Source organism: Streptomyces sp. NPDC052701, assembly GCF_040678355.1.
Taxonomy (GTDB): Bacteria; Actinomycetota; Actinomycetes; order Streptomycetales; family Streptomycetaceae; genus Streptomyces.
On record NZ_JBFATO010000001.1, the window covers coordinates 208,788 to 233,127 of the forward strand.

General features: G+C 76.8%; 5 protein-coding genes. 4 read left to right on the forward strand and 1 reads right to left on the reverse strand.

The features are described from left to right. Positions 1–10: 10 nt before the first annotated feature. The 4 genes from AB0L29_RS00845 to AB0L29_RS00860 all read left to right on the forward strand — a co-directional run bounded on the left by AB0L29_RS00845 (position 11) and on the right by AB0L29_RS00860 (position 23,496). Positions 11–20,002: a non-ribosomal peptide synthase/polyketide synthase gene (locus tag AB0L29_RS00845; RefSeq protein ID WP_365821884.1), complete on the forward strand. Its 19,992-nt coding sequence runs from the start codon at positions 11–13 to the stop codon at positions 20,000–20,002. Between the two features lie 179 nt (positions 20,003–20,181). Then, complete coding sequence (locus AB0L29_RS00850; RefSeq protein ID WP_155072829.1) at positions 20,182–20,385, forward strand: MbtH family NRPS accessory protein; 204 nt, start codon at positions 20,182–20,184, stop codon at positions 20,383–20,385. A gap of 81 nt (positions 20,386–20,466) precedes the next feature. Then, positions 20,467–20,991, forward strand: a complete 525-nt coding sequence (locus tag AB0L29_RS00855) for a GNAT family N-acetyltransferase (RefSeq protein WP_365821886.1) — start codon at positions 20,467–20,469, stop codon at positions 20,989–20,991. 63 nt (positions 20,992–21,054) lie between these two features. Continuing rightward, on the forward strand, positions 21,055–23,496 hold the full coding sequence (locus AB0L29_RS00860; RefSeq protein ID WP_365821888.1) for a SpoIIE family protein phosphatase: 2,442 nt from the start codon (positions 21,055–21,057) through the stop codon (positions 23,494–23,496). Positions 23,497–23,561: 65 nt separating this feature from the next. On the opposite strand, the gene AB0L29_RS00865 is transcribed toward AB0L29_RS00860, so the two are convergent. Then, on the reverse strand, positions 23,562–24,257 hold the full coding sequence (locus AB0L29_RS00865; protein ID WP_365821890.1) for a type 1 glutamine amidotransferase domain-containing protein: 696 nt from the start codon (positions 24,255–24,257) through the stop codon (positions 23,562–23,564). Between the last annotated feature and the right edge of the window lie 83 nt (positions 24,258–24,340).

Genomic DNA, 24,340 nt, shown 5'->3' on the forward strand with positions numbered 1-24,340 from the left:
CCGGACGACCATGACGTCTTCGAAGCGAAACCGCGCCGAGGCCCTGCCCCAGGACCTCCAGGAGGCACTGCGCCGCCGGCTGGCCGGACGGGCCGGCGCGGCGGACACGCCCGCCCGCCGGGGCATCCCGCGGGCGGACCGGACCCGGCCCCTGCCGCTGTCCTTCGCCCAGCAGCGGCTGTGGTTCCTGGACCGGCTGCGGCCCGGCGACGCCCGCTACAACAGCGCGGTCGCGCTGCGGCTGACCGGGGCGCTCGACCGCGCCGCCCTCGCCCGGGCGCTGGACCTGGTGGTGGAGCGCCACGAGGCGCTGCGCACCACGTTCGACGAGAGCGACGGCCGGCCGGTGCAGACCGTGCACCCGGCCGGCCCGGTGCCGCTGCCGGTCCGCGACCTGACCGCACCGGACGCACGAGCCCTGGACGCGCAGCTGCTGGCCGAGTACTCCCGCCCGTTCGACCTGCGCACCGGACCGCTGCTGCGCGCCCTGCTGCTGCGCGAGTCGGACACCGCGCACGTGCTGCTGCTGACGGCCCACCACATCGTCACCGACGGCTGGTCGATGGGCGTGGTGCTCCAGGAGCTGTGCGCCGCCTACGACGCCTTCGTGCGGGGCGCGGCCCCCGGGCTGCCGCCGGTGGCGACGCAGTACCCGGACTTCGCGGTGTGGCAGCGCGAGGACCTGTCCGGCGCCCGGCTGGAGCGCCACCTCGCGTACTGGTCGAAGCAGCTGTCCGGCGCCGTACCGCCCGAACTGCCGCTGGACCGCCCGCGCCGCGGCGAGGAGTCCGGGGCCGGGGCGGTCCACGCCTTCACCGTCCCCGCGCCCGTCACGGCCCGGCTGCGCGAGCTGGCGGCGCGGCAGCACACCACCCTGTTCACCGCTCTGGTCGCAGCCTGCCAGGCGCTGCTGGCCCGCTGGTCCGGGCAGGACGACATCACCGTCGGCTCCCTCACCCCCGGACGCTCGCGCACCGACCTCGAACGGGCCGTCGGCTTCTTCGCCAACACCGTCGTGCTGCGCACCCGGGTGGAGGCCACCGGCTCCTTCCGCGACCTGCTGAGCGCCGCCGCCGACACCGTCAACGACGCCTTCGCGCACGGCGACACCCCCTTCGAACGGCTCGTGGAGGCCGTGGGCGCGCCCCGCGAGGCGGGCCGCAACCCCCTGTTCGACGTGATGGTCCTGCTCCACCCGGACCCGCCCGCCGCGCCCGACCCGCAGGGCCTGGCCGCCGCCCCGGTCGCCGTGCCCCGGCAGGCGGCCACCTTCGACCTGAGCGTGGAGTTCGTGCCCGACGGGGAGGGCCTGACCGGGCTGCTGGAGTACCGCACCGACCTGATCGACCCGGACACCGCGCGGCGGATGGCCGACCAGCTGCTGCGGACGCTGGAGGGCGCCGCCGCCGAGCCGGACCGGCCGCTGGGCACCCTGCCCCTGCTCTCGCCGCGGGAGGTGCGGCGCGTCACCGACGAGTGGAACGCCACCGCCCGCCCGGTCCCCGCCACCCCCTGCCCGCAGCTCTTCGAACGGCAGGCCGCCCGCACCCCGCACGCCACCGCCCTGGTCGCCGGCGACGAACACCTGGACTACGCGACGCTCGACGCCCGCGCCGACCGGCTGGCCCACCACCTCGTCGCCCGGGGCGCCGGCCCCGAGAAGCTGGTGGCGCTGCGGCTGCCGCGCACCGCCGACATGATCGTGGCGATCCTCGCCGTGTGGAAGTCCGGCGCGGGCTACCTGCCCGTCGACCTCGCCCTGCCCGAGGACCGCGTGGCGTTCCTCCTCGACGACGCCCGGCCGGCCCTGGTCCTCGACGAGGCCGCCCTGCGCGCGGTGCCCGCCACCGCCCCGGACACCGCCCCGGCCGGCGTCGGCCGGCTCGCCCCGCCGCACCCGGACCACACCGCGTACGTGCTGTACACCTCCGGCTCCACCGGCCGCCCCAAGGGCGTCACCGTGACGCACCGCGCCCTGGGCAACCTGCTGGCCGCCCACCGCGAGGGGTTCGTCGCCGACGCGGGCGGCGGCCCGCTGCGGGTGGCGCTGACCGCGTCGTTCTCCTTCGACACCTCACTGGAGGGCGTCCTGCTGATGGCCGACGGCCACCGGCTGCACCTGGTCGACGAGGCCACCCGGCTGGACCCGGCCGCCCTGGTCGAGTACGTCGTGGAGCACCGCGTCGACTTCCTCGACCTGACCCCGTCCTACCTGCGGCAGCTGCTGCCCGCGGGGCTCCTCACCGACCCGCGCCACCACCCGCGGGTGCTGATGCTCGGCGGCGAGGCGATCGGCCCGGCCCTGTGGCGCGAACTGGCCGCGCACGACGGCGTCGCCGCGTACAACTTCTACGGCCCCACCGAGTGCACCGTCGACGCCCTGTCCTGCCGCATCGAGGGCGACGGCCGCCCGCTGGTGGGCCGGCCGCTGCCCAACGTGCGGGCCTACGTCCTCGACGACCGGCTCCGGCCCGTGCCGCCCGGGGTCGGCGGCGAACTGTACCTGGCGGGGGCGCAGCTGGCCCGCGGCTACGCGCGCCGCCCCGGCCTGACCGCCGCGCGGTTCGTGGCCGACCCGTTCGGGCCGCCCGGCGGGCGGATGTACCGCACCGGCGACCTGGCCCGCTGGACCGCCGACGGGCGCCTCGACTACCTCGGCCGCGCCGACGACCAGGTCAAGGTGCGCGGCCACCGCATCGAGCCGGGGGAGATCGAGGCCGCGCTGCTGGACCTGCCCGGGATCACCGCCGCGGCCGTCGTCGCGGTGGCCGACGCGCACGGCCACACCCGCCTGGCCGCCTACGTCGTCCCCGCCGCCGGTGCCGCCCGCCCCGCCGCCTCCGGGCTGCGCGAGGCCTGCCGCCGGGTCCTGCCCGAGCACATGGTGCCGTCCTCCTTCACCGTGCTCGACGCCCTGCCGCTGACCACCAGCGGCAAGCTGGACCGCCGGGCCCTGCCCGCCCCCGACGTCGACACGGCCTCCCGCGAACGGGAGTTCACCGCCCCGCGCACCCCGGAAGAGGAGACGCTGGCCGGCATCTGGTCCGAGGTGCTGGGCGTGCGCCGGGTCGGCGTCACCGACAACTTCTTCGAGCTGGGCGGCGACTCCATCCTCGGCATCCAGGCCGTCTCCCGGGCCCGCGCCGCCGGCCTGCACCTGAGCTCGCAGGACGTCTTCCGCCACCAGACCGTCGCCGACCTGGCCGCCGCCGTGGCCCGCCGGACCGGTCCCGCCGTACCCGCCCCCCGGCGGCCGCACCACGACGGACCCGCCCCGCTGACCCCCGTGCAGGAGTGGTTCCTCGCCACCCACGGCCCGCTGCGGCACTTCGGCATGTCGCTGCTGCTCGACCTGCCCCGCGACCTCGACGAGCCCGCCCTGGAGCGGGCGCTGGAGGCGCTGGCCGCCCACCACCCGGCGCTGCGCACCCGGTTCGCCCGCACCGGCGGCACCTGGGCCCAGTACCCCGGCGAGGGCCCGGCCACCGGCCTGCTGACCCGCCACCCCCTGCCCGCCGGCGACACCGCGGCGGCGGTGCGCGAACAGGCCGCCGACGCGGCCCGCGCCGCCCTCGACCCGGCCACCGGCGCCCTGCTGCGCGCCGCCCTGCTGCTGCCCCCGGCCGGGGAACGCCCCCAGCTGTTCCTGACCGCCCACCACCTCGCCGTCGACAGCGTCTCCTGGCGCATCCTCCTGGCCGACCTGGAACAGGCCTACCGCCAGGCGTCCGCCGGGGAACCGGTCCGGCTGGAGCCCGCCGGCACGCCGTTCACGGACTGGGCCGCGCACCTGTCCCGCCGGGTCCGGGCCGGCGACCTCGACGACGACCTGCCGTACTGGACGGCCGAGGCCGCCGTCCCCCGCACCCCGCTGCCCGTCGACCGCCCCGGGACGCCGCTGGCCGGGTCGGTGCGCACCGTGCGGACCCGCGTCGGCCGCGCCACCACCGAGGCGCTGCTGCGCCGGGTGCCCGGCGTCTACCGCACCCAGGTCAACGACGTCCTGCTCAGCGCGCTGGGCCGGGTGCTCGCCGACTGGGCGGGCAGCGAGCACGTGACCGTCGCCCTGGAGGGGCACGGCCGCGAGGACGACACCGTCGACCTGTCGCGCACGGTGGGCTGGTTCACCACGCAGTACCCCGTCACCCTCACCCCGGCCGGACCGTCCGGCGCGCCCGACTGGGGCGCCACCCTGAAGGCGGTCAAGGAGCGCCTGCGGGCGGTGCCCCGGCGCGGCCTGGGCTACGAGGCGCTGGCCCGCCTCGGCTCGCCCGACCCGGCCGCCCGGGCGCTGCGGGACCTGCCCCTGCCCCAGGTGTCCTTCAACTACCACGGGCAGTGGGAGACCCCCGCCGGGCGGGACTTCGCCCCGGCCGCCGACGTGCCCGGCCGGGACATCGCGCCCGACGAGCCGGTCGACCACCTGCTGGACGTCACGGCCGTGGTCGCCGGCGGCGAACTGGAGATCACCTGGCACTACAGCGACCAGGTGCACGACGCGGACACCGTCCGGTCGCTCGCGGACGCCCTGACCGGGGCGCTGACCGCGATCACCGAGCACTGCGCCCGGCCGGACGCCGGCGGCCGCACCCCCTCCGACTTCCCGCTGGCCCGCCTGGACCAGGCCGGCGTGGACCGGCTGGCCGGCGACGGCCGCGGCGTGGAGGACATCCTGCCGCTGACCCCGCTCCAGGAGGGCATGCTCTTCCACCGCCTGGTCGGCGGCCCCGACGACGTCTACGTCGACCAGGCAGCCCTGCTGCTGGACGGCGTGGCCGACCCGCACGCCTTCGCGCTCGCCTGGCAGCGGGTGACCGACCGCACGCCCGCCCTGCGCACCTCGGTGGTGTGGGAGGACGTGCCCGTCCCCCTCCAGGTCGTGCACCGCGACGTGCGCGTGCCCGTCACCCACCTGGACTGGCGGGAGACGGACCCGGCCGGGCGCGCCGAGCGGCTGGCGCGGCTGCGCGCCGAGGACCTGGCGCGCGGCATCGACCTCGGCACGGCCCCGCTGATGCGGCTCACCCTGGTCCGGCTGCCCGACGCGCGGCTGCACCTGCTGTGGACCTCCCACCACCTGATCCTGGACGGCTGGAGCCTGGCCCAGGTCCTCACCGAGGTCACCGAGGAGTACGCGGCCCTCACCGCCGGAAGCGCGCCGACCCCGCCGGTGCGCCGGCCCTTCGGCGACTACGTGCGCTGGCTGGCCGGCCAGGACACCGCCGCCGCCCGCGAGCACTGGAGCGAGGTCCTCGGCGGCTTCGCCGCCCCCACCCCGCTGCCCGTCGACCGCCCCCTGCGCGAGACGCACGAGACCCGCTCCGCCGCCGTCCACACCACCGCCCTGCCCGACGCGGCGTCCGCGGCGCTGACCCGCACCGCCCGGCAGGCCGGACTCACCGTCAACACGGTGGTGCAGGGCGCCTGGGCGCTGCTGCTGGCCCGCTACAGCGGCGAGACGGACGTCGTGTTCGGCACCACCGTCTCCGGACGCCCCGACGACCTGCCGGGCGCCGAGTCGATGGTCGGCATGTTCATCAACACCGTGCCCACCCGCGTCCGCGTCGACCGGCGGCGCACGACCGCCGCGTGGCTGCGCGACCTGCAGCAGGCGCAGGCCGAGTCGCGGCGCTTCGCCGCCGTCTCCCTGGCCGAGCTGACCGCCCTGAGCGACGTACCGTCCGGCACCCCGCTGTTCCACAGCATGGTCGCCTTCGAGAACTACCCCTTCGACGAGGCCCGCACGGCCGGCTCCGGGGTGCGCCTGGCGGACGTCACCTCCCGCGACGCCACCAACTACCCGCTCGTCCTCCGCGCCTACCAGGGCGAACGGCTCGGCTTCGACCTGGCCTACGACCCCGGGCTGTTCGACGGGGCGACCGTCCGGGCGCTCGCCGACCGGCTCCGCCTGCTGCTGACGGAGATCGCCGACGACCCCGGCCGCCCGCTGCGCGCCCTGGCCTGGACGACCGCCGGGGAACGGCGGCGGATGCTGGCCGACTGGAACGGCACCGCGCACGGCCGCCCCACCCGGACCCTGGTCGACCTGTTCGAGGAGCAGGCCGCCCGCACCCCCCACGCCACCGCCGTCACCTGCGGCGACGACCGGCTCGACTACGCCGCCCTCGACGCGGCGGCCGGCCGTCTCGCCCACCGTCTCGCCGAGGCCGGCGCGGGCCCCGAGCGCCACGTCGCGCTCGCCCTGCCCCGCTCCACGGACCTGGTCGTGGCGATCCTCGCCGTGCTGAAGGCGGGCGCCGCCTACCTGCCGGTCGACCCGAAGCTGCCCGCCGACCGCGTCGCCCGGCTGCTCGCCGACGCCGCGCCGGTCACCGTCGTGACCACCACCGGGACCGCCGGCCGGCTGCCCGGCGCCGGCGTGCCCGTCCTCGCGCTGGACGACGCCGCCGTACGGGACGATCTCGCCGCCCGCCCCGCCGGCCCGGACCCGGCCCGCCGCCCGCTGCCGGAGAACGCCGCCTACACCATCTACACCTCCGGCTCCACCGGCCGCCCCAAGGGCGTGGTCGTGCCGCACGCCAACGTGGTCCGGCTGTTCACCCGCACCCGCCACTGGTTCGGCTTCGACGAGCACGACGTGTGGACGCTGTTCCACTCCTACGCCTTCGACTTCTCCGTGTGGGAGCTGTGGGGGGCGCTGCTGCACGGCGGCCGGCTGGTGGTCGTCCCCGACGACACCGCCCGCTCCCCGGAGGACTTCCTGCGGCTGCTCGCCGACGAGCGGGTCACCGTCCTCAACCAGACCCCGTCCGCCTTCTACCCGCTGATCCGCGCCGACGCCGAACACCCCGAGCTCGGCGAGCGGCTGGCCCTGCGCACGGTCGTCTTCGGCGGCGAGGCGCTGGACGTGACCCGGCTGGCCGACTGGTACGCGCGCCACCCGGACACCGCGCCGCGCCTGGTCAACATGTACGGCATCACCGAGACCACCGTGCACGTCACCCACGCGCCCCTGGACCGCGCGACGGCCGGCGCGGGCGCCGCCAGCCCGATCGGCACGGGCATACCCGACCTGCGGATCCACGTCCTCGACGACGACCTCGCCCTCCTGCCGCCCGGCGCGGTCGGCGAGATGTACGTGGCGGGGGAGGGTCTGGCCCGCGGCTACCTCGGCCGGCCGGGACTGACCGCCGGCCGGTTCCTCGCCGACCCGTTCGGGCAGCCCGGCAGCCGCATGTACCGCACCGGCGACCGGGCCCGGTGGCGGGCCGACGGCACCCTGGAGTACCTCGGCCGCGCCGACCAGCAGGTCAAGATCCGCGGCTACCGCATCGAACCCGGCGAGATCGAGGCCGCCCTGCACACCCACCCGGGTGTCGGCGCCGCCGCGGTCGGCGTGTACGAGGACGGCGCCGGGACCCGGCGGCTGGTCGCCCACGTCGTCGGCGCGGGCGGGCGGGCGGAGCCGCCGCCCGCCGCGGAGCTGCGCTCCCACCTGGAGCGGCTGCTGCCGGCCCACATGGTGCCCGCCGCCTACGTCCCGATGGCGGCCCTGCCCCTGACCGCCAACGGCAAGCTGGACCGGCGGGCGCTGCCCGCGCCCGGACCGGACGGCTTCGCCGCCGGCACCGACCGCACCGCGCCGCGCACCCCCGCCGAACGCGCGGTCGCCGCCGCCTGGACGGACGTCCTCGACACCGACGAGGTGGGCGCCGGCGACGACTTCTTCGCCCTCGGCGGCGACTCGATCCTCGCCGTGCGCGTCACCTCCCGCCTGCGCGCGGCCTTCGGCCCCGACGTCTCCCCGAGGCTGCTGTTCACCCACCCCAGACTGGCCGACCTGGCCGCCGCCCTCGGCGACCCCGACCCACGCCGGGCGGCGGAGGTCATACCGGCCGCGGACCCGGACGCCCCGGCGCCGCTGTCGTACGCGCAGCAGCGCCTGTGGTTCCTGGACCGCTTCGAGCCGGGCAGCACCGAGTACACGACGCTGTCCGTCCTGCGGCTGCGCGGCCGGCTCGACGAGGCGGCCCTGCGCACCGCCCTGGACGGCCTGGTGGCCCGGCACGAGGCGCTGCGCACCACGTTCGCCGAGCGGGACGGCCGGGCCCGGCAGATCGTGCACCCGCCGCACCCGGTGGACCTTCCGGTGGACGACCTCACCGGGGGCGGGCCCCGGGCGCTGGACGACCTCCTCGAACGCGAGGCCGCCACCCCCTTCGACCTGGGCGGCGGGCCCCTGCTGCGGGCCCGGCTGGCCCGGTCGGGCGCCGACGAGCACGTCCTCGTCCTGGCCGTCCACCACATCGTCACCGACGGCTGGTCCGTCGCCGTCCTCGGCCGGGACCTGGCCGAGCTGTACACGGCGGCACACGAGGGCCGCGAGCCCCGGCTGCCCGAGCCGCGCGTACGGTACGCCGACTACGCCGTCTGGCAGCGCGCCCGCGCCGACCTGGCCGAGAAGCAGCTCGCCTACTGGCGCGCGGCCCTGGAGGGCCTGACCCCGCTGGAGCTGCCGACCGACCGGCCGCGCCCCGCGGTCCGCACCCGCGACGGCGCCCTGGTGACCTTCCACCTGCCCGCCGCGCTCACCGGACGGCTGCGCGAGAGAGGCCGGGACGCCGACGCCACGCTCTACATGACCCTGCTGACGGCCTGCAAGGTGCTGCTGGCCCGCTGGGCCGGCCAGGAGGACATCGCGGTCGGCACCGTCACCGCGGGCCGGGAACAGCCCGAACTGCACGACGTGGTCGGCATGTTCGTCAACACCCTGGTGCTGCGCAGCCGGGTGAGCCCCCATCTGACGTTCCGTCAACTGCTGGGCGAGGTCCGCACCACCGTCCTGGAGGCGTTCGCCCACCAGGAGGTGCCCTTCGAACGGCTCGTGGACGTCCTGCAGCCCGAGCGGGACACCAGCCGCACCCCCCTGTTCCAGGTCATGGTGGCCTTGCACAACCTGGGCGCCGAGACCCCCGGACTGCCCGGCCTGGACGTCGAACCGGTGACACCGCCGGTCCGCAACGCCGCCTACGACCTCGCCTTCGACTTCGTCGAGCGCGACGGGGGCGTCACCGGCTACCTGGAGTACAACACCGGCCTGTTCGACGCCGGCACCGCCGAACGCCTGGCCACCCGGCTGCGGCTGCTGCTGGAGGCCGCCGCCGAAGACCCCGACCGGGCCGCCGGCGCGCTGCCGCTGATGACCGGCGCCGAACGCCGGCGGGTGCTCCGGGACTGGCAGGGTGCCCGGCTGCCGGTGGACGCCGCCACCTTCCCGGCCCTGTTCGAGGCGCAGGCCGCCCGCACCCCGCACGCCACCGCCCTGGTCGCCCGGGACGCCACGCTCGACTTCGCCGCCCTCAACGACCGCGCCAACCGGCTGGCCCACCACCTCATCGCCCGGGGCGTGGGCGCGGAGCGCGTGGTCGCCGTCCGGCTGCCGCGCACCTGCGACGCGTACGTGGCGCTGCTCGCCGTGCTCAAGGCGGGCGGCACCCTGCTGTGCCTCGACCCGGACCTGCCCGAGGAGCGCGTCGCGTTCCTCCTGCGGGACGCCGCGCCGCACACCGTCCTGACGGCCGGCGCCCTGCGCGAGGTGCCCTGGGACCGGCTGCCCGCCCACGACCCGGCCGACACCGACCGCACCGCACCGCTGCACCCGGACAACACCGCGTACGTCGTCTACACCTCCGGCTCCACCGGCCGGCCCAAGGGCGTCGCGGTCGAACACCGCCACCTGGTCAACCTCTGCCACGACCACCGCGAGGGACTCGTCGCCCCGCACACCGCCGACGGGCGCCGGCTGCGCGCCGCGCTCAGCGCGTCCTTCGCCTTCGACACCTCCTGGGAGGGGCCGCTGCTGCTCGCCCTCGGCCAGGAGGTCCACCTGGTCGACGAGGACGTGCGCCTGGACCCCGACGCGTTCTGCGCACTGGTCGCCGAGCGCCGCCTCGACCTGGTGAACGTCACCCCGTCCTTCCTGCGCGAACTGACCGCCGCCGGGCTCCTCGCGCCCGGCCGCCACCATCCGCGGCTGCTGCTGGTCGGCGGCGAGGCGGTCCCCGCCGCCCTCTGGCGGGAACTGGGCGATGCCGAGCGGGACCTCGGCATCGCCGTGTACAACATGTACGGGCCCACCGAGTGCACCGTCGACGCCGTCTACGGCCGCGCCGGCCGCCGCGACCGCCCGGTCATCGGCCGGCCGGGCCGCAACCTGCGCGCCTACGTCCTCGACGGCGCGCTGCGCCCGGTCCCGCCCGGCGTCCCCGGCGAGCTGTACCTGGCCGGGGCCCAGGTCGCCCGCGGCTACCTGAACCGGCCCGGCCTGACCGCGGCCCGCTTCCCCGCCGACCCCTTCGGCGCCCCGGGGGAGCGGATGTACCGCACCGGCGACCGGGCCCGCTGGGACGACGACGGGCTGCTGGAGTTCCTGGGCCGCGTCGACGAACAGGTCAAGATCCGCGGGTTCCGCATCGAACCGGGCGAGGTGGAGGCCGCCCTGCTCGCCCACCCGGACGTCACGGAGGCCGTGGTGACCGCCCGCGAGCACGCCGGCCGGCTGATGCTCGTGGCGTACGTGGTGCCCGCCGCGGACCGCACCCCGCCGCCGGCCGACGAACTGCGCGTCGCGCTGCGCCGGACGCTGCCGGACCACATGGTGCCCGCGGCGTTCGTGCCGCTGGCCCGCATCCCGCGCACCAGCAGCGGCAAGACCGACCGGCGCGCCCTGCCCGCCCCGCCGGAGCGCCCCGACGACGGCACCCGGTACGTGGCTCCGCGCCCGGGCGCCGAGGAGCGCCTGGCCGCGATCTGGGCGGAGGTCCTCGGCGTCGCACGGGTGGGCGCGCGGGACAACTTCTTCGCCCTCGGCGGCGACTCGATCCTCAGCATCCAGATCGTCTCCCGGGCCCGCCAGGCCGGACTCGCCCTGACCACCAAGGACGTCTTCCGCCACCAGACGGTCGCCGAACTCGCCCTGTGCGTCACCGACGCGGACCCGCACCCGGCCGGTCCGCACGACGCCCGGGAACCCGCCGAAGCGCCGCTCACCCCGATCCAGCACTGGTACCTCGACGGCCGCCGCCCCGGCGACCCGCTGCGCTTCACCATGACCCAGCGCCTGGAACTGGCCCCCGGCACCGACGCCGCCGCCCTGCGGCACGCGGCCGACGCGCTGGTGCGCCACCACCCGGCGCTGCGCACCCGCTTCCGCCGCACCGGCGGCGGCTGGCGCCAGGAGGTCCTGCCGGACGCGCCGGACGGCGTCTTCACCCGCCACGACGTGGCCGCGCTGGACGACGCGGCGCTGGAGGCGGCGGTGCAGGACGCGGCGGACGCGGCCCAGGCCTCGCTCGACCCCGCAGAGGGCCGGGTCGTGCGGGTGCTGTTCCTGGACCGCGGCCCGCACCGCCCCGCCCAGCTCGTCGTCACCGCGCACCACCTGGTGATCGACGGCGTCTCCTGGCGGATCCTGCTGGCCGACCTGGAGACCGCCCACCGGGCCGCCGCCGGCGGCCGGCCCGTCGCCCTGCCCCCGGCGGGCACGCCGTTCGGCCACTGGGCGGCCCGGCTGGAGCGGCACACCCGCTCCGGGGCCCTGGACGCCGACCTCGCGTACTGGCAGGACACCTGCGCGGCCCTGGCCGGCCTGCCGCCCGGCCGCACCGGCCCCAACACCCACGGCACCGCCGCCACCGTCACCGTGCGGCTGGAACCCGAGGACACCGAGGCCCTGCTGCGCCGGGTCCCCGACGTGTACCGCACCCAGGTCAACGACGTGCTGCTCAGCGCCCTGGGCCGCACCCTGGCCCGCTGGTGCGGACGCGACACCGTCCTGGTCGGCGTGGAGGGACACGGCCGCGAGGACCTCTTCGACGACCTGGACCTGTCGCGCACCGTCGGCTGGTTCACCGCCGAGTTCCCCCTCGCCCTGCGCGTCGCCCCCGACGCCGGCTGGCACGACACCCTGCGGGGCGTCAAGGAACAGCTGCGGGCCGTGCCGCTGCGCGGCCTGAGCCACGGCGCGCTGCGCCACCTGCTGCCCGGCAGCCCCCTGGCCGGTGCCCCGCACCCGCAGGTCGGATTCAACTACCACGGCCGGTGGGACGCGGGGCGCGGCACCGGCGACGGCCTGTACCGCGCCGCCCTGGCGCCCGCCGGCCGCGACACCGACCCCGACGAGCCCCGCCCCTACCTGCTGGACGTCACCGGCGTCGTCCAGGACGGCCGGCTGGAACTGGGCTGGACCTACCCGGCGGCCGTCTACGACGAGGCGGTCGTACGGCGGCTCGCCGAGGAGATGCGCGAGGCGCTGCGCGAGATCGTCGCGCACTGCGCCCGCCCGGACGCGGGCGGCCGGACCCCGTCCGACTTCCCGCTCGCCGGCCTCACCCAGGACCGGCTGGACCACCTGGTCGGCGACGGGCGGGGGGTGGCCGACGTCCTGCCGCTGACCCCGCTGCAGTCCGGCATGCTCTTCCACGGCCTGGTCGACGACGCCGGGGCCTACTTCGACCGGACGGCGGTCCGGCTGTCCGGCGTGGCCGACCCGGAGGCGTTCGCCGCGGCCTGGCAGCAGGTCGCCGACCGCACCCCGGCACTGCGCACCTCCGTCCACTGGCGGGGCCTGCCGCACCCGGTGCAGGTCGTGCACGACCACGTCGAGCTGCCCGTCACCCACCTGGACTGGCGGCATCTCACCGACGAGGGGCGCGCGGCGGCCACCGAGCGGCTGCTCGCCCAGGACCGCGCGGCCGGCATGGAACTGACCACCGCGCCCCTCACCCGGATCACGCTCGCCGCGCTGCCGGGCGACGAGGTCCTGCTGCTGTGGTCCACCCACCACCTGATCCTGGACGGCTGGAGCACCGGACACCTGCTCACCGAGGTGTGCGAACGCTACGCCGCGCTCACCGGCGGCCCGCAGGCCGCCCCGCCCGCCCGGCGCCCGTTCGCGGACTTCCTGCGCTGGCTGCACGCCCAGGACACCGGCGAGGCCGAACGGTACTGGGCCGGCACCCTGGCCGGTTTCACCGCCCGCACCCCGCTGCCGTACGACCGCACGCCCACCGAGGCGCACCGCGCCCGCTCCGGCGCGGCCGTGACCCGCGAGCTGGACGAGGACGTCTCGCGGCGGCTGCGGGAGACCGCCGCCCGCGCCGGGCTGACCGTCAACACCGTGGTGCAGGGCGCCTGGGCGCTGCTGCTGGCCCGCTACGGCGGGCAGCGCGACGTGGTGTTCGGCACCACCGTCTCCGGCCGGCCCGCCGACCTGCCGGGCGTGGAATCCATGGTCGGCATGTTCATCAACACCGTGCCGACCCGGGTGAGGGTGCCCGAGGACGGCGGCGTGCTGCCGTGGCTGCGCGCCGTGCAGGAGGAGCAGAGCGAGGCCCGCCGCTTCGACTTCCTCGCGCTGTCCCGCATCCAGGCCCTCGGCGACCTCCCGGCCGGCGACACCCTGTTCGACAGCATGGTGGTCTTCGAGAACTACCCCGTCGACGAGTCCGCCACGGCCCGCACGGGCGTGCGCGTCGAGGAGGTCCGCGCCGACGACGCCACCACCTTCCCGCTGTGCCTGCGCGCCCACCTCGCCGACCGGCTCGCCTTCGACCTGGCCTACGACACCGCGCTGTTCGACCGGGCCACGGTGGAACGCGCCGCCGCCCGCCTGGCCACGCTGCTCACCGCCCTCGCCGACGGCACGGACGGCGACGTGGCCGCGCTGGACCCGCTCACCCCGGCCGACCGGGAGCTGCTGCGCGCCTGGAACGCCCCCGCGCGGCGGGCGACGCCCGCCTCGCCGGTGGACCTGTTCGCCGAGCAGGTGCGCCGCACCCCCGACGCCGTCGCCCTGCGGGACGGCGGCCGGCGGCTGACCTACCGCGACCTCGCCGACTGGTCCGACCGGCTGGCGGCCCGGCTGCTGGCCGGCGGCCTGGCTCCCGAGGACCGGGTCGCGCTGCTCATGGACCGCTCCGCCGAACTCGTCGCCGCCCAGCTCGCCGTCCTCAAGGCCGGCGGCGCCTACGTGCCGATGGACACCCGCGCCCCCGAGGAGCGCCGCCGCGCCCTGCTCGCCCGGGCGGGCGCCACGGTCCGGCTGACCGCCGGGGAAGTCGCCGCGGCCCGCACCGCCCCGGCGGACGGACCGGCCGCCTTGCCCACGGACCCCGCCCGGCCGGCGGCCCCGCCCGCCGACCCCGACCGGCTGGCCTACGTGATGTTCACCTCCGGTTCCACCGGGGAGCCGAAGGCGGTCGCGGTGCGGCACCGCGACGTGGCGGCGCTGGCCACCGACAGCCGCTTCGCCGGCGGCGTGGGCGCCCGCGTGCTGCTGCACTCGCCGGTGGCGTTCGACGCCTCGACCTTCGAGGTGTGGGTGCCGCTGCTGGGCGGCGGCCGCGTCGTGGTCGCCCCCGACGGCCCGGTGGACGCGGCCCTGCTGCGCACGCTGACCCGCGAGGACGGGCTGACGGCGCTGTGGCTGACGGCCGGCCTGTTCCGGCTGCTGGCGCAGGACGCGCCGGACTGCTTCGCCGGACTGCGCCAGGTGTGGACCGGCGGTGACGTGGTCCCCGCGGCGGCCGTGCGCCGGGTGCTCGCCGCCTGCCCCGGCCTGACCGTGGTGGACGGCTACGGGCCGACCGAGACGACGACCTTCGCGACCTCCCACGCCCTTGCCGACCCGGCCGCGGTGCCCGCCGCCGTGCCCATCGGCCGGCCCCTGGACGACATGCGGGTGCACGTCCTGGACACCCGGCTGCGGCCCGTCCCGCCGGGCTGCGCGGGCGAGCTGTACGTGGCGGGCGAGGGCGTGGCGCGCGGCTACCTGGGCCGCCCCGGCGAGACCGCCGCCCGGTTCCTCGCCGACCCGTTCGGCCCGCCCGGGGAGCGGATGTACCGCACCGGCGACCTGGCCCGGCGCCGCCCGGACGGCACGGTGGAGTTCCTGGGCCGCGCCGACGACCAGGTCAAGATCCGCGGGTTCCGCGTCGAACCCGGCGAGGCGGAGGCCGCGCTGGCGACCGCCCCGGGCGTCGTGGACGTGGCGGTCCTGGCCCGCGAGGACCGGCCGGGCAGCCGGCGCCTGGTGGCCTACGTGGTCGGCCCGGCCGGCGACGACCCGGCCGGGCTGCTGGCCCACGCCCGCCGCACGCTGCCCGACTACCTCGTCCCCTCGGCGTTCGTCCCGCTGGCGGCCCTGCCGCTGAGCGGCAACGGCAAGGTGGACCGGGCCGCGCTGCCCGTGCCCGGGCCCGGGTCCGCGACGGAGCCCGGCACGGCGAGGACCGAGCCCCGTACCGAGTCCGAACGCCGCACGGCGGAGATCTTCGCCGAGGTGCTGGGCGGCGAACGGCCCGGCATGGAGGACGACTTCTTCCGGCTGGGCGGCGACTCCATCCTCAGCATCCGCCTCGCCTCCCGCCTGGCCGAGGCCTTCGGCACGGAGCTGTCGCCGCGGGCCGTGTTCACCCACCCCACCCCGGCCGCGCTCGCCGCCCTGCTCGCCCGGGCGCGGTCCGGCGACGGCCCGGAGGAACGGCCCGCCATCGTCCCGGTCGCCCGCGACACCGCGGCACCCATGTCCTACGCCCAGCAACGCCTGTGGTTCCTGGAGGAGTTCGCGCCCGGCGGCGCCGAGTACGTCACCGCGCTCGCGCTGCGCCTGCGCGGCACGCTCGACACCGGGGCGCTGGCCGCGGCCCTGCGCGCGCTGGCCGCCCGGCATGAGTCGCTGCGCACCACCTTCGATACGGTGGACGGCCGCGGCGTACAGATCGTCCACCCGCCGCAGGACGTGCCGCTGCCGCTGCACGACCTCACCGGGCTGCCCGAACCGGACCGCACGGCCCGGCTGGAGGAGCTGCTGGCCGGCGAGCGCGACCGCCCCTTCGAGCTGCGCCGCGGCCCGCTGCTGCGCACCGCGCTGGTCCGGCTCGCCGACGACGACCACGTCCTCGCCCTGGCCCTGCACCACATCGTCACCGACGGCTGGTCGACGGCCGTGCTCACCGGCGACCTCGCCCACCTGTACCGGGCCGAAGTGGGCGCCGCCGAGGGGCAGTTGCCGCCGCTTCCGGTGCAGTACGCCGACTACGCCCACTGGCAGCGCACCACGGGCGCGGCGGACGCCGGCGAACAGCTCGCCTACTGGAAGGAGCAGCTGTCCGGCATCGAGCCGCTGGACCTGCCCACCGACCGGCCGCGGCCGGCGGTGCGCACCCGCGCCGGCGCCACCGCCCGGCTCACCCTGCCGCCGCACACCGCCCGCCGCCTGGCCCGGGTCGGCCGGGACCGGGGAGCCACCCTGTTCACCACGCTCGTCGCCGCCGCGCAGACCTTCCTCGCGCGGCTGTCCGGCGGGCGGGACATCGCCGTCGGCACCGTCACCTCCGGCCGGGACCGGGCCGAGACCCAGAACCTGATCGGGTTCTTCGTCAACACCCTGGTGCTGCGCTCGCGCGTCGAACCGCAGCAGCCGTTCCCCGAGTTCCTCGACGGGGTGCGCGCCACGGTGCTGGACGCCTTCGCGCACCAGGAGGTGCCGTTCGAGCAGGTCGTGGACGAGGTGCAGCCGGTGCGCGACACCAGCCGCACCCCGCTGTTCCAGGTGATGGTGGTCCTGCAGAACACCCCGGCCGCCGGCCTGGACCTGCCCGGCCTGGACGTCACCGACGTCGAGACGGACCTGCGGCACGCGGCGTTCGACCTCACCCTGGAGTTCGCCGAGACCGGCTCCGGGGCCCTGGACGGCCTGCTCACCTACAACACCGACCTGTTCGACGCGGCCACGGCCGAGCGCATGGCCGACCAGCTCGCCACCCTGCTGACCGCCGTCGCCGAGGACCCCGACCGGCCGCTGGGCGCCCTGCCCCTGGCCTCCGAGGAGACGCTGAAGGCCCTGCTGGAGCAGGGGCGGGGCACGGCCCGGCCGGTGCCGGCGGCGACCCTGCCGGACCTGTTCGAGCGGCAGGCGGCCCGCACGCCCGACGCCGTCGCCCTGGCGGACGGCGCCCGGCGGTGGACGTACGCCGAGGTCGACCGGTGGGCCAACCGGCTGGCCCACCGGCTCATCGGCCTCGGCGTAGGCCCCGAACGCGTCGTCGCCCTGGCCCTGCCCCGCGCCGCCGAGACGGTCGTCGCCCAGCTCGCCGTCGCCAAGGCCGGCGGCGCCTTCCTGCCCGTGGACCCCGACTACCCCGAGCAGCGGCGGAAGTTCATGCTGCGCGACGCCGGCGCCCACCTGGTCCTGGCCGACCCCGCGCAGGTCCGGGACGCCGACGGGCCGGACACCGCCCCCACGGACGCCGACCGCACCGCCGCGCTCACCCCCGGCCACCCCGCCTACGTGATCTACACCTCCGGGTCCACCGGCACCCCCAAGGGCGTGGTCGTCACCCACCGGGGCCTGGCCGGCTTCGCCGCCGGCGCCGCCGAGCGCTACGCGGCCGGCCCCGGCGACCGGGTGCTCCAGTTCGCCTCGCCCAGCTTCGACGCCTCCGTCCTGGAACTGTGCGTGTCCCTGCTCAGCGGCGCCACGCTGGTCACCGGCGAGGAGGGACCGCTGGTCGGGGAGCGGCTGGCCGAGGTCCTCGCCGGCCGCCGCATCAGCCACGCGCTGATCCCGCCGGCCGCCCTGGCCACCGTGGCGCCCGGGACGTCCGGCGCGCTGCCGGAGCTGCGGACCCTGATCGTCGGCGCCGAGGCGTGCCCGGCGGACCTGGTGGAGGTGTGGGCCCCCGGCCGCCGGATGATCAACTCCTACGGCCCCACCGAGGCCACGGTCGTCGCCACCTGGACCGGCCCGCTGGCCCCGGGGGCGGGCGTGCCGCCGATCGGCCGCCCGGCCGGCGCCACCCGCGTCCACGTCCTCGACCACGCCCTGCGGCCCGTCCCGCCCGGGGTGACCGGCGAGCTGTACGTGGCCGGACCCGGACTCGCCCGCGGCTACCTGAACCGTCCGGGCCTGACCGCCCGGCGGTTCGTCGCCGACCCGTTCGGCGCGCCGGGGGAGCGGATGTACCGCACCGGCGACCTGGCGCGCTGGGACGCCGACGGACAGCTCCGGTTCGCCGGACGCGCCGACGACCAGGTCAAACTGCGCGGCTTCCGCATCGAGCCGGGCGAGATCGAGAGCGCGCTGCGCCGCCACCCCCGGGTCCGCGACGCGGCGGCCGTCGTACGCGCCGACGGCCCCGGACGGCTCGTGGCCTACGTCGTCCCCGCCGAGGACACCGCCGGGGACGCCGCCGGGGAACTCGACGTGGCGGAGCTGCGCGAGCACCTGGCCGGGCTGCTGCCGCCGTACATGGTCCCGTCGGCGTTCGTGCCGCTGGAGCGCCTGCCGCTCACCCCGAACGGCAAGACCGACCGGCGGGCCCTGCCCGAACCGGGGCCCGGGCAGGCCGCGGCCGGGCCGCGCACCGCGCCGCGCACCGACACCGAACGCCGCATCGCCCGCATCTGGGCCGACGTCCTCGGGGTGGACGAGGTCGGCGCGCACGACAACTTCTTCCACCTGGGCGGCGACTCCATCCTGACCATGCAGGTGGTGTCACGACTGCGGCGGGACGGCCTGTACGTCGCCACCCGGGACCTGTTCACCCACCAGACCGTGGCCGAGCTGGCCGCCGTCGCCGGCGACGCGCCGCGGCGCTCCGAGGACGGCCCGGTCACCGGCGAGGTACCGCTCACCCCGATCCAGGAGTGGTTCCTCTCCACCCCGCGCGCCAGCCACGACCACTTCAACCAGTCGGCCCTGTGGGAACTGGAGGGCACACCCGACCCGGCGGCCCTGCGCACGGCCCTGGAGTCGCTGCTGGAGCACCACGACGCCCTGCGCATGCGCTTCACCCGGGACGCCGGCGGCTGGCACCAGTTCAACCCGCCGCCGGGCGGGGGCGACGACGTCCTCGCCCACCACGACCTGGCCGGACTGCCCCCCGCGGAGGCGGAGGCGGCCATGCGCGAGGCCGCCGACGAACTGCACGCCGGCTTCGACATCGGGCGGGGCCCGCTGCTGCGGGCCGCCCTGTTCACCGGTGACACCGGCCGCCCGGCCTTCCTCCTCCTGGTCGCCCACCACCTGGTGGTCGACGCCGTGTCCTGGCGGATCCTGCGCGACGACCTGGAATCCGCCTACGGGCAGGCCCTGCGGGGCGGCCCCGTCACGCTGGGGGAGCGCACCACCTCCTTCCGGGACTGGGCCCGCAGGCTCGCCGCCCACGTCGCCGACGGCGGCCTGGACCACGAACTGCCGTACTGGGAGGAGACGGTGGCCGCCGCACCGCCCCCGGCGGCCGGCGGCGACACGCCCCCGGCGGACGCGGGGGAGACCCGCACGCTCAGCGTGGAGCTGGACGAGGAGGACACCCAGGCCCTGCTGCGGGCCGCGCCGAGCGCCTACCGCACCCGCGTCAACGACGTCCTGCTGGCCGCCCTCGCCCTGGCGCTGGCCCGCTGGACCGGCGGTGACCGCGTCCGCCTGGACCTGGAGGGCCACGGCCGGGAGGACCTGCTCGAGGACGTGGACCTGTCCCGCACGGTCGGCTGGTTCACCACCGTCCACCCGGTCGCGCTCCGGGTCGACCGCCCCGGCGACCTCGCCCCGGACCGCGACTGGCGCTCCCTGGTGAAGTCGGTGCGCCGCCAGCTGCGCGCGGTGCCCGGCAACGGACTGGGCTTCGGGGCCCTGCGCACCTTCGGTCCGCCCGAGGTGCGCGAGCGGCTGGGCGCGGCGGCGCACGGGCAGGTGGTGTTCAACTACCTCGGCCAGTGGGACGCCCGCGCGGCCTCCGCCCCGAGCGGACCGCAGGGCGCCCTGGTGCGTGCCGAGCACGGCTCCTTCGGCCAGGACCACGATCCCCGGGACGGCGGGTCGCACCCGCTGGAGGTGGTGGGCGCGGTGCAGGACGGGCGCCTGGCCTTCACCTGGCACCACCGTCCCGCGGTCCACGACACCGCGGGCGTGCGGCGCGCCGCCGCCGACTTCGCCGAGGCCCTGCGCCACATCGCACGCCACGCCCGGGACCGCCGGTGACGCCGCCGCGCCCCCGGCACGGGCCGGGAGCGGCACGAGCGCCGTGCCCCGGCGCCACCGCCCGCACCACCGCGCACGACCGACCCGCACCACCCCGCACGACTCACACAGCCCGTACAGCCCGTACAACCCATACGGCCCGTACAGCCCGTACGGCCCTCACGACAGGAGAGCACGCGATGGACGAGAACACCCGCTACCAGGTCCTGCGCAACGACGAGGAGCAGTACTCGCTGTGGCCCGTCGACGTGGAGGTGCCCGCCGGCTGGCACCCCGTCGGCAAGGAGGGCACGGAGGCCGAGTGCTCCGCCTACGTGGACGAGGTCTGGACCGACATGCGGCCGCGCAGCCTGCGCGAGCGGATGGAGAACGCCGGAGCCTAGCCCACGGGGCCCGGGAGGGCGGGGCCGCGGACCGCTCCGCACCCTGCCCTCCCGGGCGCACTGCCATCCGAGGAGTCCCTGATGACGCCAGAACTGCGCACCGAACGGATCCGGTTCAGGCCCTACCGGCCCGAGGACGAGGACGCCTTCGTCGGCCTGCTGCGCGACGAGGAGGTCTGCCGCTGGATGGGCCAGGAGCTGATACCAGAGGCCGACATCCGCACGCTCTTCCGCGCCATCCTCACCGAGGTGTACCCCACGCGCCGGTTCGACGTGTGGGGTCTGTGGCACGAAGGTGCGTACGTGGGCCACGCGGAGGTGAAGAAGACCGGCAACGTCGACGGCCACGAACTCGTCACCGCCCTCGCCCCGCCGTACTGGGGCAGGGGCCTGGGCACCGAAGTGGTCCGCGGCCTGCTGCGCCACGCCGCCGGCGACCTGGGCCTGAAGGAGGCCTACGGCATGGTGGGCGCGGAGAACACCGCCAGTCTGGCCATGTGCCACCGCCTGGGCTTCCGGCACCTGCGCGACGTGGTGGGCGACGACGGTTCGGTGACGAAAATGCTGGTGATCTCCACGACGGACCCGGAGCCGCGAGGGGGATGACCGCGGGATCCGGGACCGCGCACTGGGGCTGCGCCGCCGTCGCATACGCGTTGTAATACGGACGTGGTCGGTGAGGGCGCTACGAGACGCAGAACGCGAACGCTGCGTGCCGAAAGCGCCCTCGGAGCGATCGCGGCCGATCAGGAATCACCCGAGCGGGTGCGCCGGGTCCTCGAACAGGCGCTCGTCTTCGCGGATGCGTCGTTCGCGGCCGTGTACGCGCCCGGTGACGGCGGCGAGCTGCTGTGCCTGGTGGAGTCGGCCGGGGTGCCGAGGGCGCTGTACGGCGTGCGGGACAGCTACTCCGCCGCCGGCGGGTCCCCGGTCGCCGAGGCCCACCGGGAGGGCCGGCCGGTGTGGCTCGGCCCCGAGGAGCTCACCTCGCGCGCACAGACGCGACGCGTGCCGTCCGACTTCTTCCTGGCGGCCCTGCCCCTGCGCGGGCGGGGCGGCGCGGGCTGTCTGCTCGCCGTGAGCGAGCACCCCGACGGCTTCGGCCCCGACGACCGCGCGTGCCTGGAGCTCGTCGCCGCGGCCGTCACCCTCCCGGCCCCGGCCGCGGCCGCCGACGGCGGGGAGCTCCCGCCCAACGCGTTCAGCCTCGTCGTGGACACCGGCCGGGTCCGGGTCGGCGACGCCATCCTGGACCTGTTCGGCCTGGACCCGGCCGCGTTCGACGGCCGCGTGGAGGCCCTGCTGGGCCTGACCGTGCCGGAGGACCTGCCCTCGCTGATGTCGGTCGTGGAAGCCGACCACATGTCCATCGGCGACCGGGAACTGGAGTTCCGGGTGCTGCAGCCCGCCGGCCCGCCCAGATGGCTGCGGCTGAGCGGCCGTCTGGTGCCCGGCGGCGAGGGCCGCCCGACCCGTCTGGTGGGCACCGTCGTCGACGCCTCCACGCTGCGTCCGGACGTCACCGACGTGGCCCGTGTGCAGCGCCTGGCAGCCGCCCTGGCCACCGCCGTCACCGTCCGCGACGTCGGCAGGGCCGTGGTCGCCGCCCTGCGCCGCCCGCTGCGGGCCGACCGGATCGCGTTCGCCGAGCTGGAGAGCGACCGGCTCGTCGTCACCGTCCTGGACCCGCCCGAACCGGAGGCCTGGCCCGAGCTGTGGCGCACCGAGTGGCGCAGCGAGTGGCCCGACGCGCCGGTGCGCGCCATGCCCACCCTCGCCGCCGCCCTGCGCGAGGGCCGCGCCCGGATCTGGCCCGCCGGAGCCCCGCTGGAACCCGCTCTCGCCGATGTCGGCCGCGGCGGCCTCGCCGTCCTGCCGCTGCCCGCCGGCAACCGCACGGCCGGCTGCTGCCTGATCGGCTGGGACGCCCCGCACGACTTCGGCGCCGACGAGCGCGCCCTGCTCACCGCCTCCGCCGGCCTGGCCGGACAGGCCCTGATGCGCGCCCGCGCCTTCGACGCCGAGCACGAACTCGTCGGCATGCTCCAGCGCCAGCTGCTGCCGCGCCGCCTGCCCCGGCTGCCGGGCGCGGTCGCCGTCGCCCGCTACCTGCCCAGCACGGCCGGTCTGGAACTCGGCGGCGACTGGTACGACGTGATCCCGCTGCCCGACAACCACGTCGCCCTCGTCATCGGCGACGTCCAGGGCCACAGCGCGGGCGCCGCCACCCTCATGGGGCAGATGCGCACCGCGCTGCGCGCCTACGCCGCCGAGGGGCACCCGCCGGACGTCGTGGTCTCCCACGCCAACCGCCTGCTGATGGACATGGAGACCGACCTCTTCGCCACCTGCGCCTACGTCGACGTCGACATGGAGGAGGGCTCCGCCTGGTGCGTGCGCGCCGGGCACCTGCCGCCGGTGCTGCGCCACCCGGACGGCAGCACCCGGCTCGCCGAGACCGAGGGCGGCCCGCCGCTCGGCGTGGTGACGCAGGCCGACTACCCGATGAGCCCGCTGCGGCTGCAGCCCGGCACGGTGCTGGTCCTGACCACGGACGGCCTGGTGGAGTCCTCCGGGACCGACATCGACGAGGGCGTGGACCGCCTCGTCCGCCGGCTGGCGGCCTGCGACCCCGCCCACCTGGGGCTGGTCGCCGACACCCTGCTCGGCAGCGCTCCGCGCAGCGACGACGTCGCCCTGCTCCTCATGCGCTACGACGGGATGGCGCTGCGCCCGCTGCGGGAGAGCTGGACGGTGTGGCGGGTGCCCCAGGCCGTCGGGCACGCCCGCCGCTTCGTCCGGCGCACGCTGCGTTCCTGGGGCGTGGGGGAGGGGATCGACGCCGCCCTGCTCATCGTCTCCGAACTCGTCACCAACGCCCTGGTGCACACCGACGGCCGGGTCCGCCTCGACCTCACCCTCCTCGGCAGCCGGCTGCGCATCACGGTCGCCGACGCCTCACCCCGCACGCCGATCAAGCCGGCCGGCATCGGCTGGGAGGCCACGGGCGGCCGCGGCATCCTCCTGGTCGAGGCGGTGTCGGCGGCCTGGGGGACGGTGCCGGCCAGCGGTGGCAAGCAGGTGTGGGCCGAGCTGGCGCTGGGGAGCTGAGCACCCCGCCCCGCCGTCCCGGCCGGCTCCGGCCCGGGACGGCGGGGCGGAGCCGGTGCGTCGTCTCAGGCCAGCTTCTTCAGCAGCTCGTCGGCGAGCGGGGCGGAGGAGGCGGGGTTCTGACCGGTGACCAGGGTGCGGTCGACGACCACGTTCGGCGCCCACGGCTGTCCGGCCCGTACCGTGATGCCGGCCTCGGTGAGGCGGTCCTGCAGCAGCCACCGCGCCTTGTCGCCGAGGCCGCCCTGGAGCTCCTCGGCGTTGGTGAACGCGGCCACCTCGTAACCCGCGAAGGCATTGCTCCCGTCGGCCCGCACCGCGGCCAGCAGCGCGGCCGGGCCGTGGCAGACCACACCGAGCGGCTTGCCCGACTCCAGCGCCTCGACCAGCAGCCGGCCGGAGTCGGCGTTCACGGCGAGGTCCTCCATCGGGCCGTGGCCGCCGGGGTAGAAGACGGCCGCGTAGTCGTCCAGGTCCACCTCCTCCAGCCGGACCGGGCGCCGCAGCTCACCGAAGGAGGCCAGCGCCTTCGCGATCCGGTCGGCGTTGTCCTGGCCGCCGTTCACCTCCGGCGCCAGGGACGCCTGGTCGACGGTGGGCACGACACCGCCGGGCGTGGCGACGACGACCTCGTGACCGGCCGCCCTGAACGCCTCGTACGGGGCGACGGCCTCCTCGGCCCAGAACCCGCTCGGGTGCCGGGTGCCGTCGGCCAGGGTCCAGTGGTCGGCGCCGGTGACGACGAAAAGGATCTTCGACATGTGGTGCTTCTCCTTGCATCGGTCGATGCCCCGACCGTAGGACCCCAGACCCCGGTGATTCCAATGACTGCTCCAATAGCTGC

What these genes read in the sequence shown, in the direction of transcription:
- AB0L29_RS00845 (WP_365821884.1), top strand. Translation starts at nt 11, where the DNA reads ATGACGTCTTCGAAGCGAAACCGCGCCGAGGCCCTGCCCCAGGACCTC.
- AB0L29_RS00850 (WP_155072829.1), top strand. Translation starts at nt 20,182, where the DNA reads ATGGACGAGAACACCCGCTACCAGGTCCTGCGCAACGACGAGGAGCAG.
- AB0L29_RS00855 (WP_365821886.1), top strand. Translation starts at nt 20,467, where the DNA reads ATGACGCCAGAACTGCGCACCGAACGGATCCGGTTCAGGCCCTACCGG.
- AB0L29_RS00865 (WP_365821890.1), bottom strand. Translation starts at nt 24,257, where the DNA reads ATGTCGAAGATCCTTTTCGTCGTCACCGGCGCCGACCACTGGACCCTG.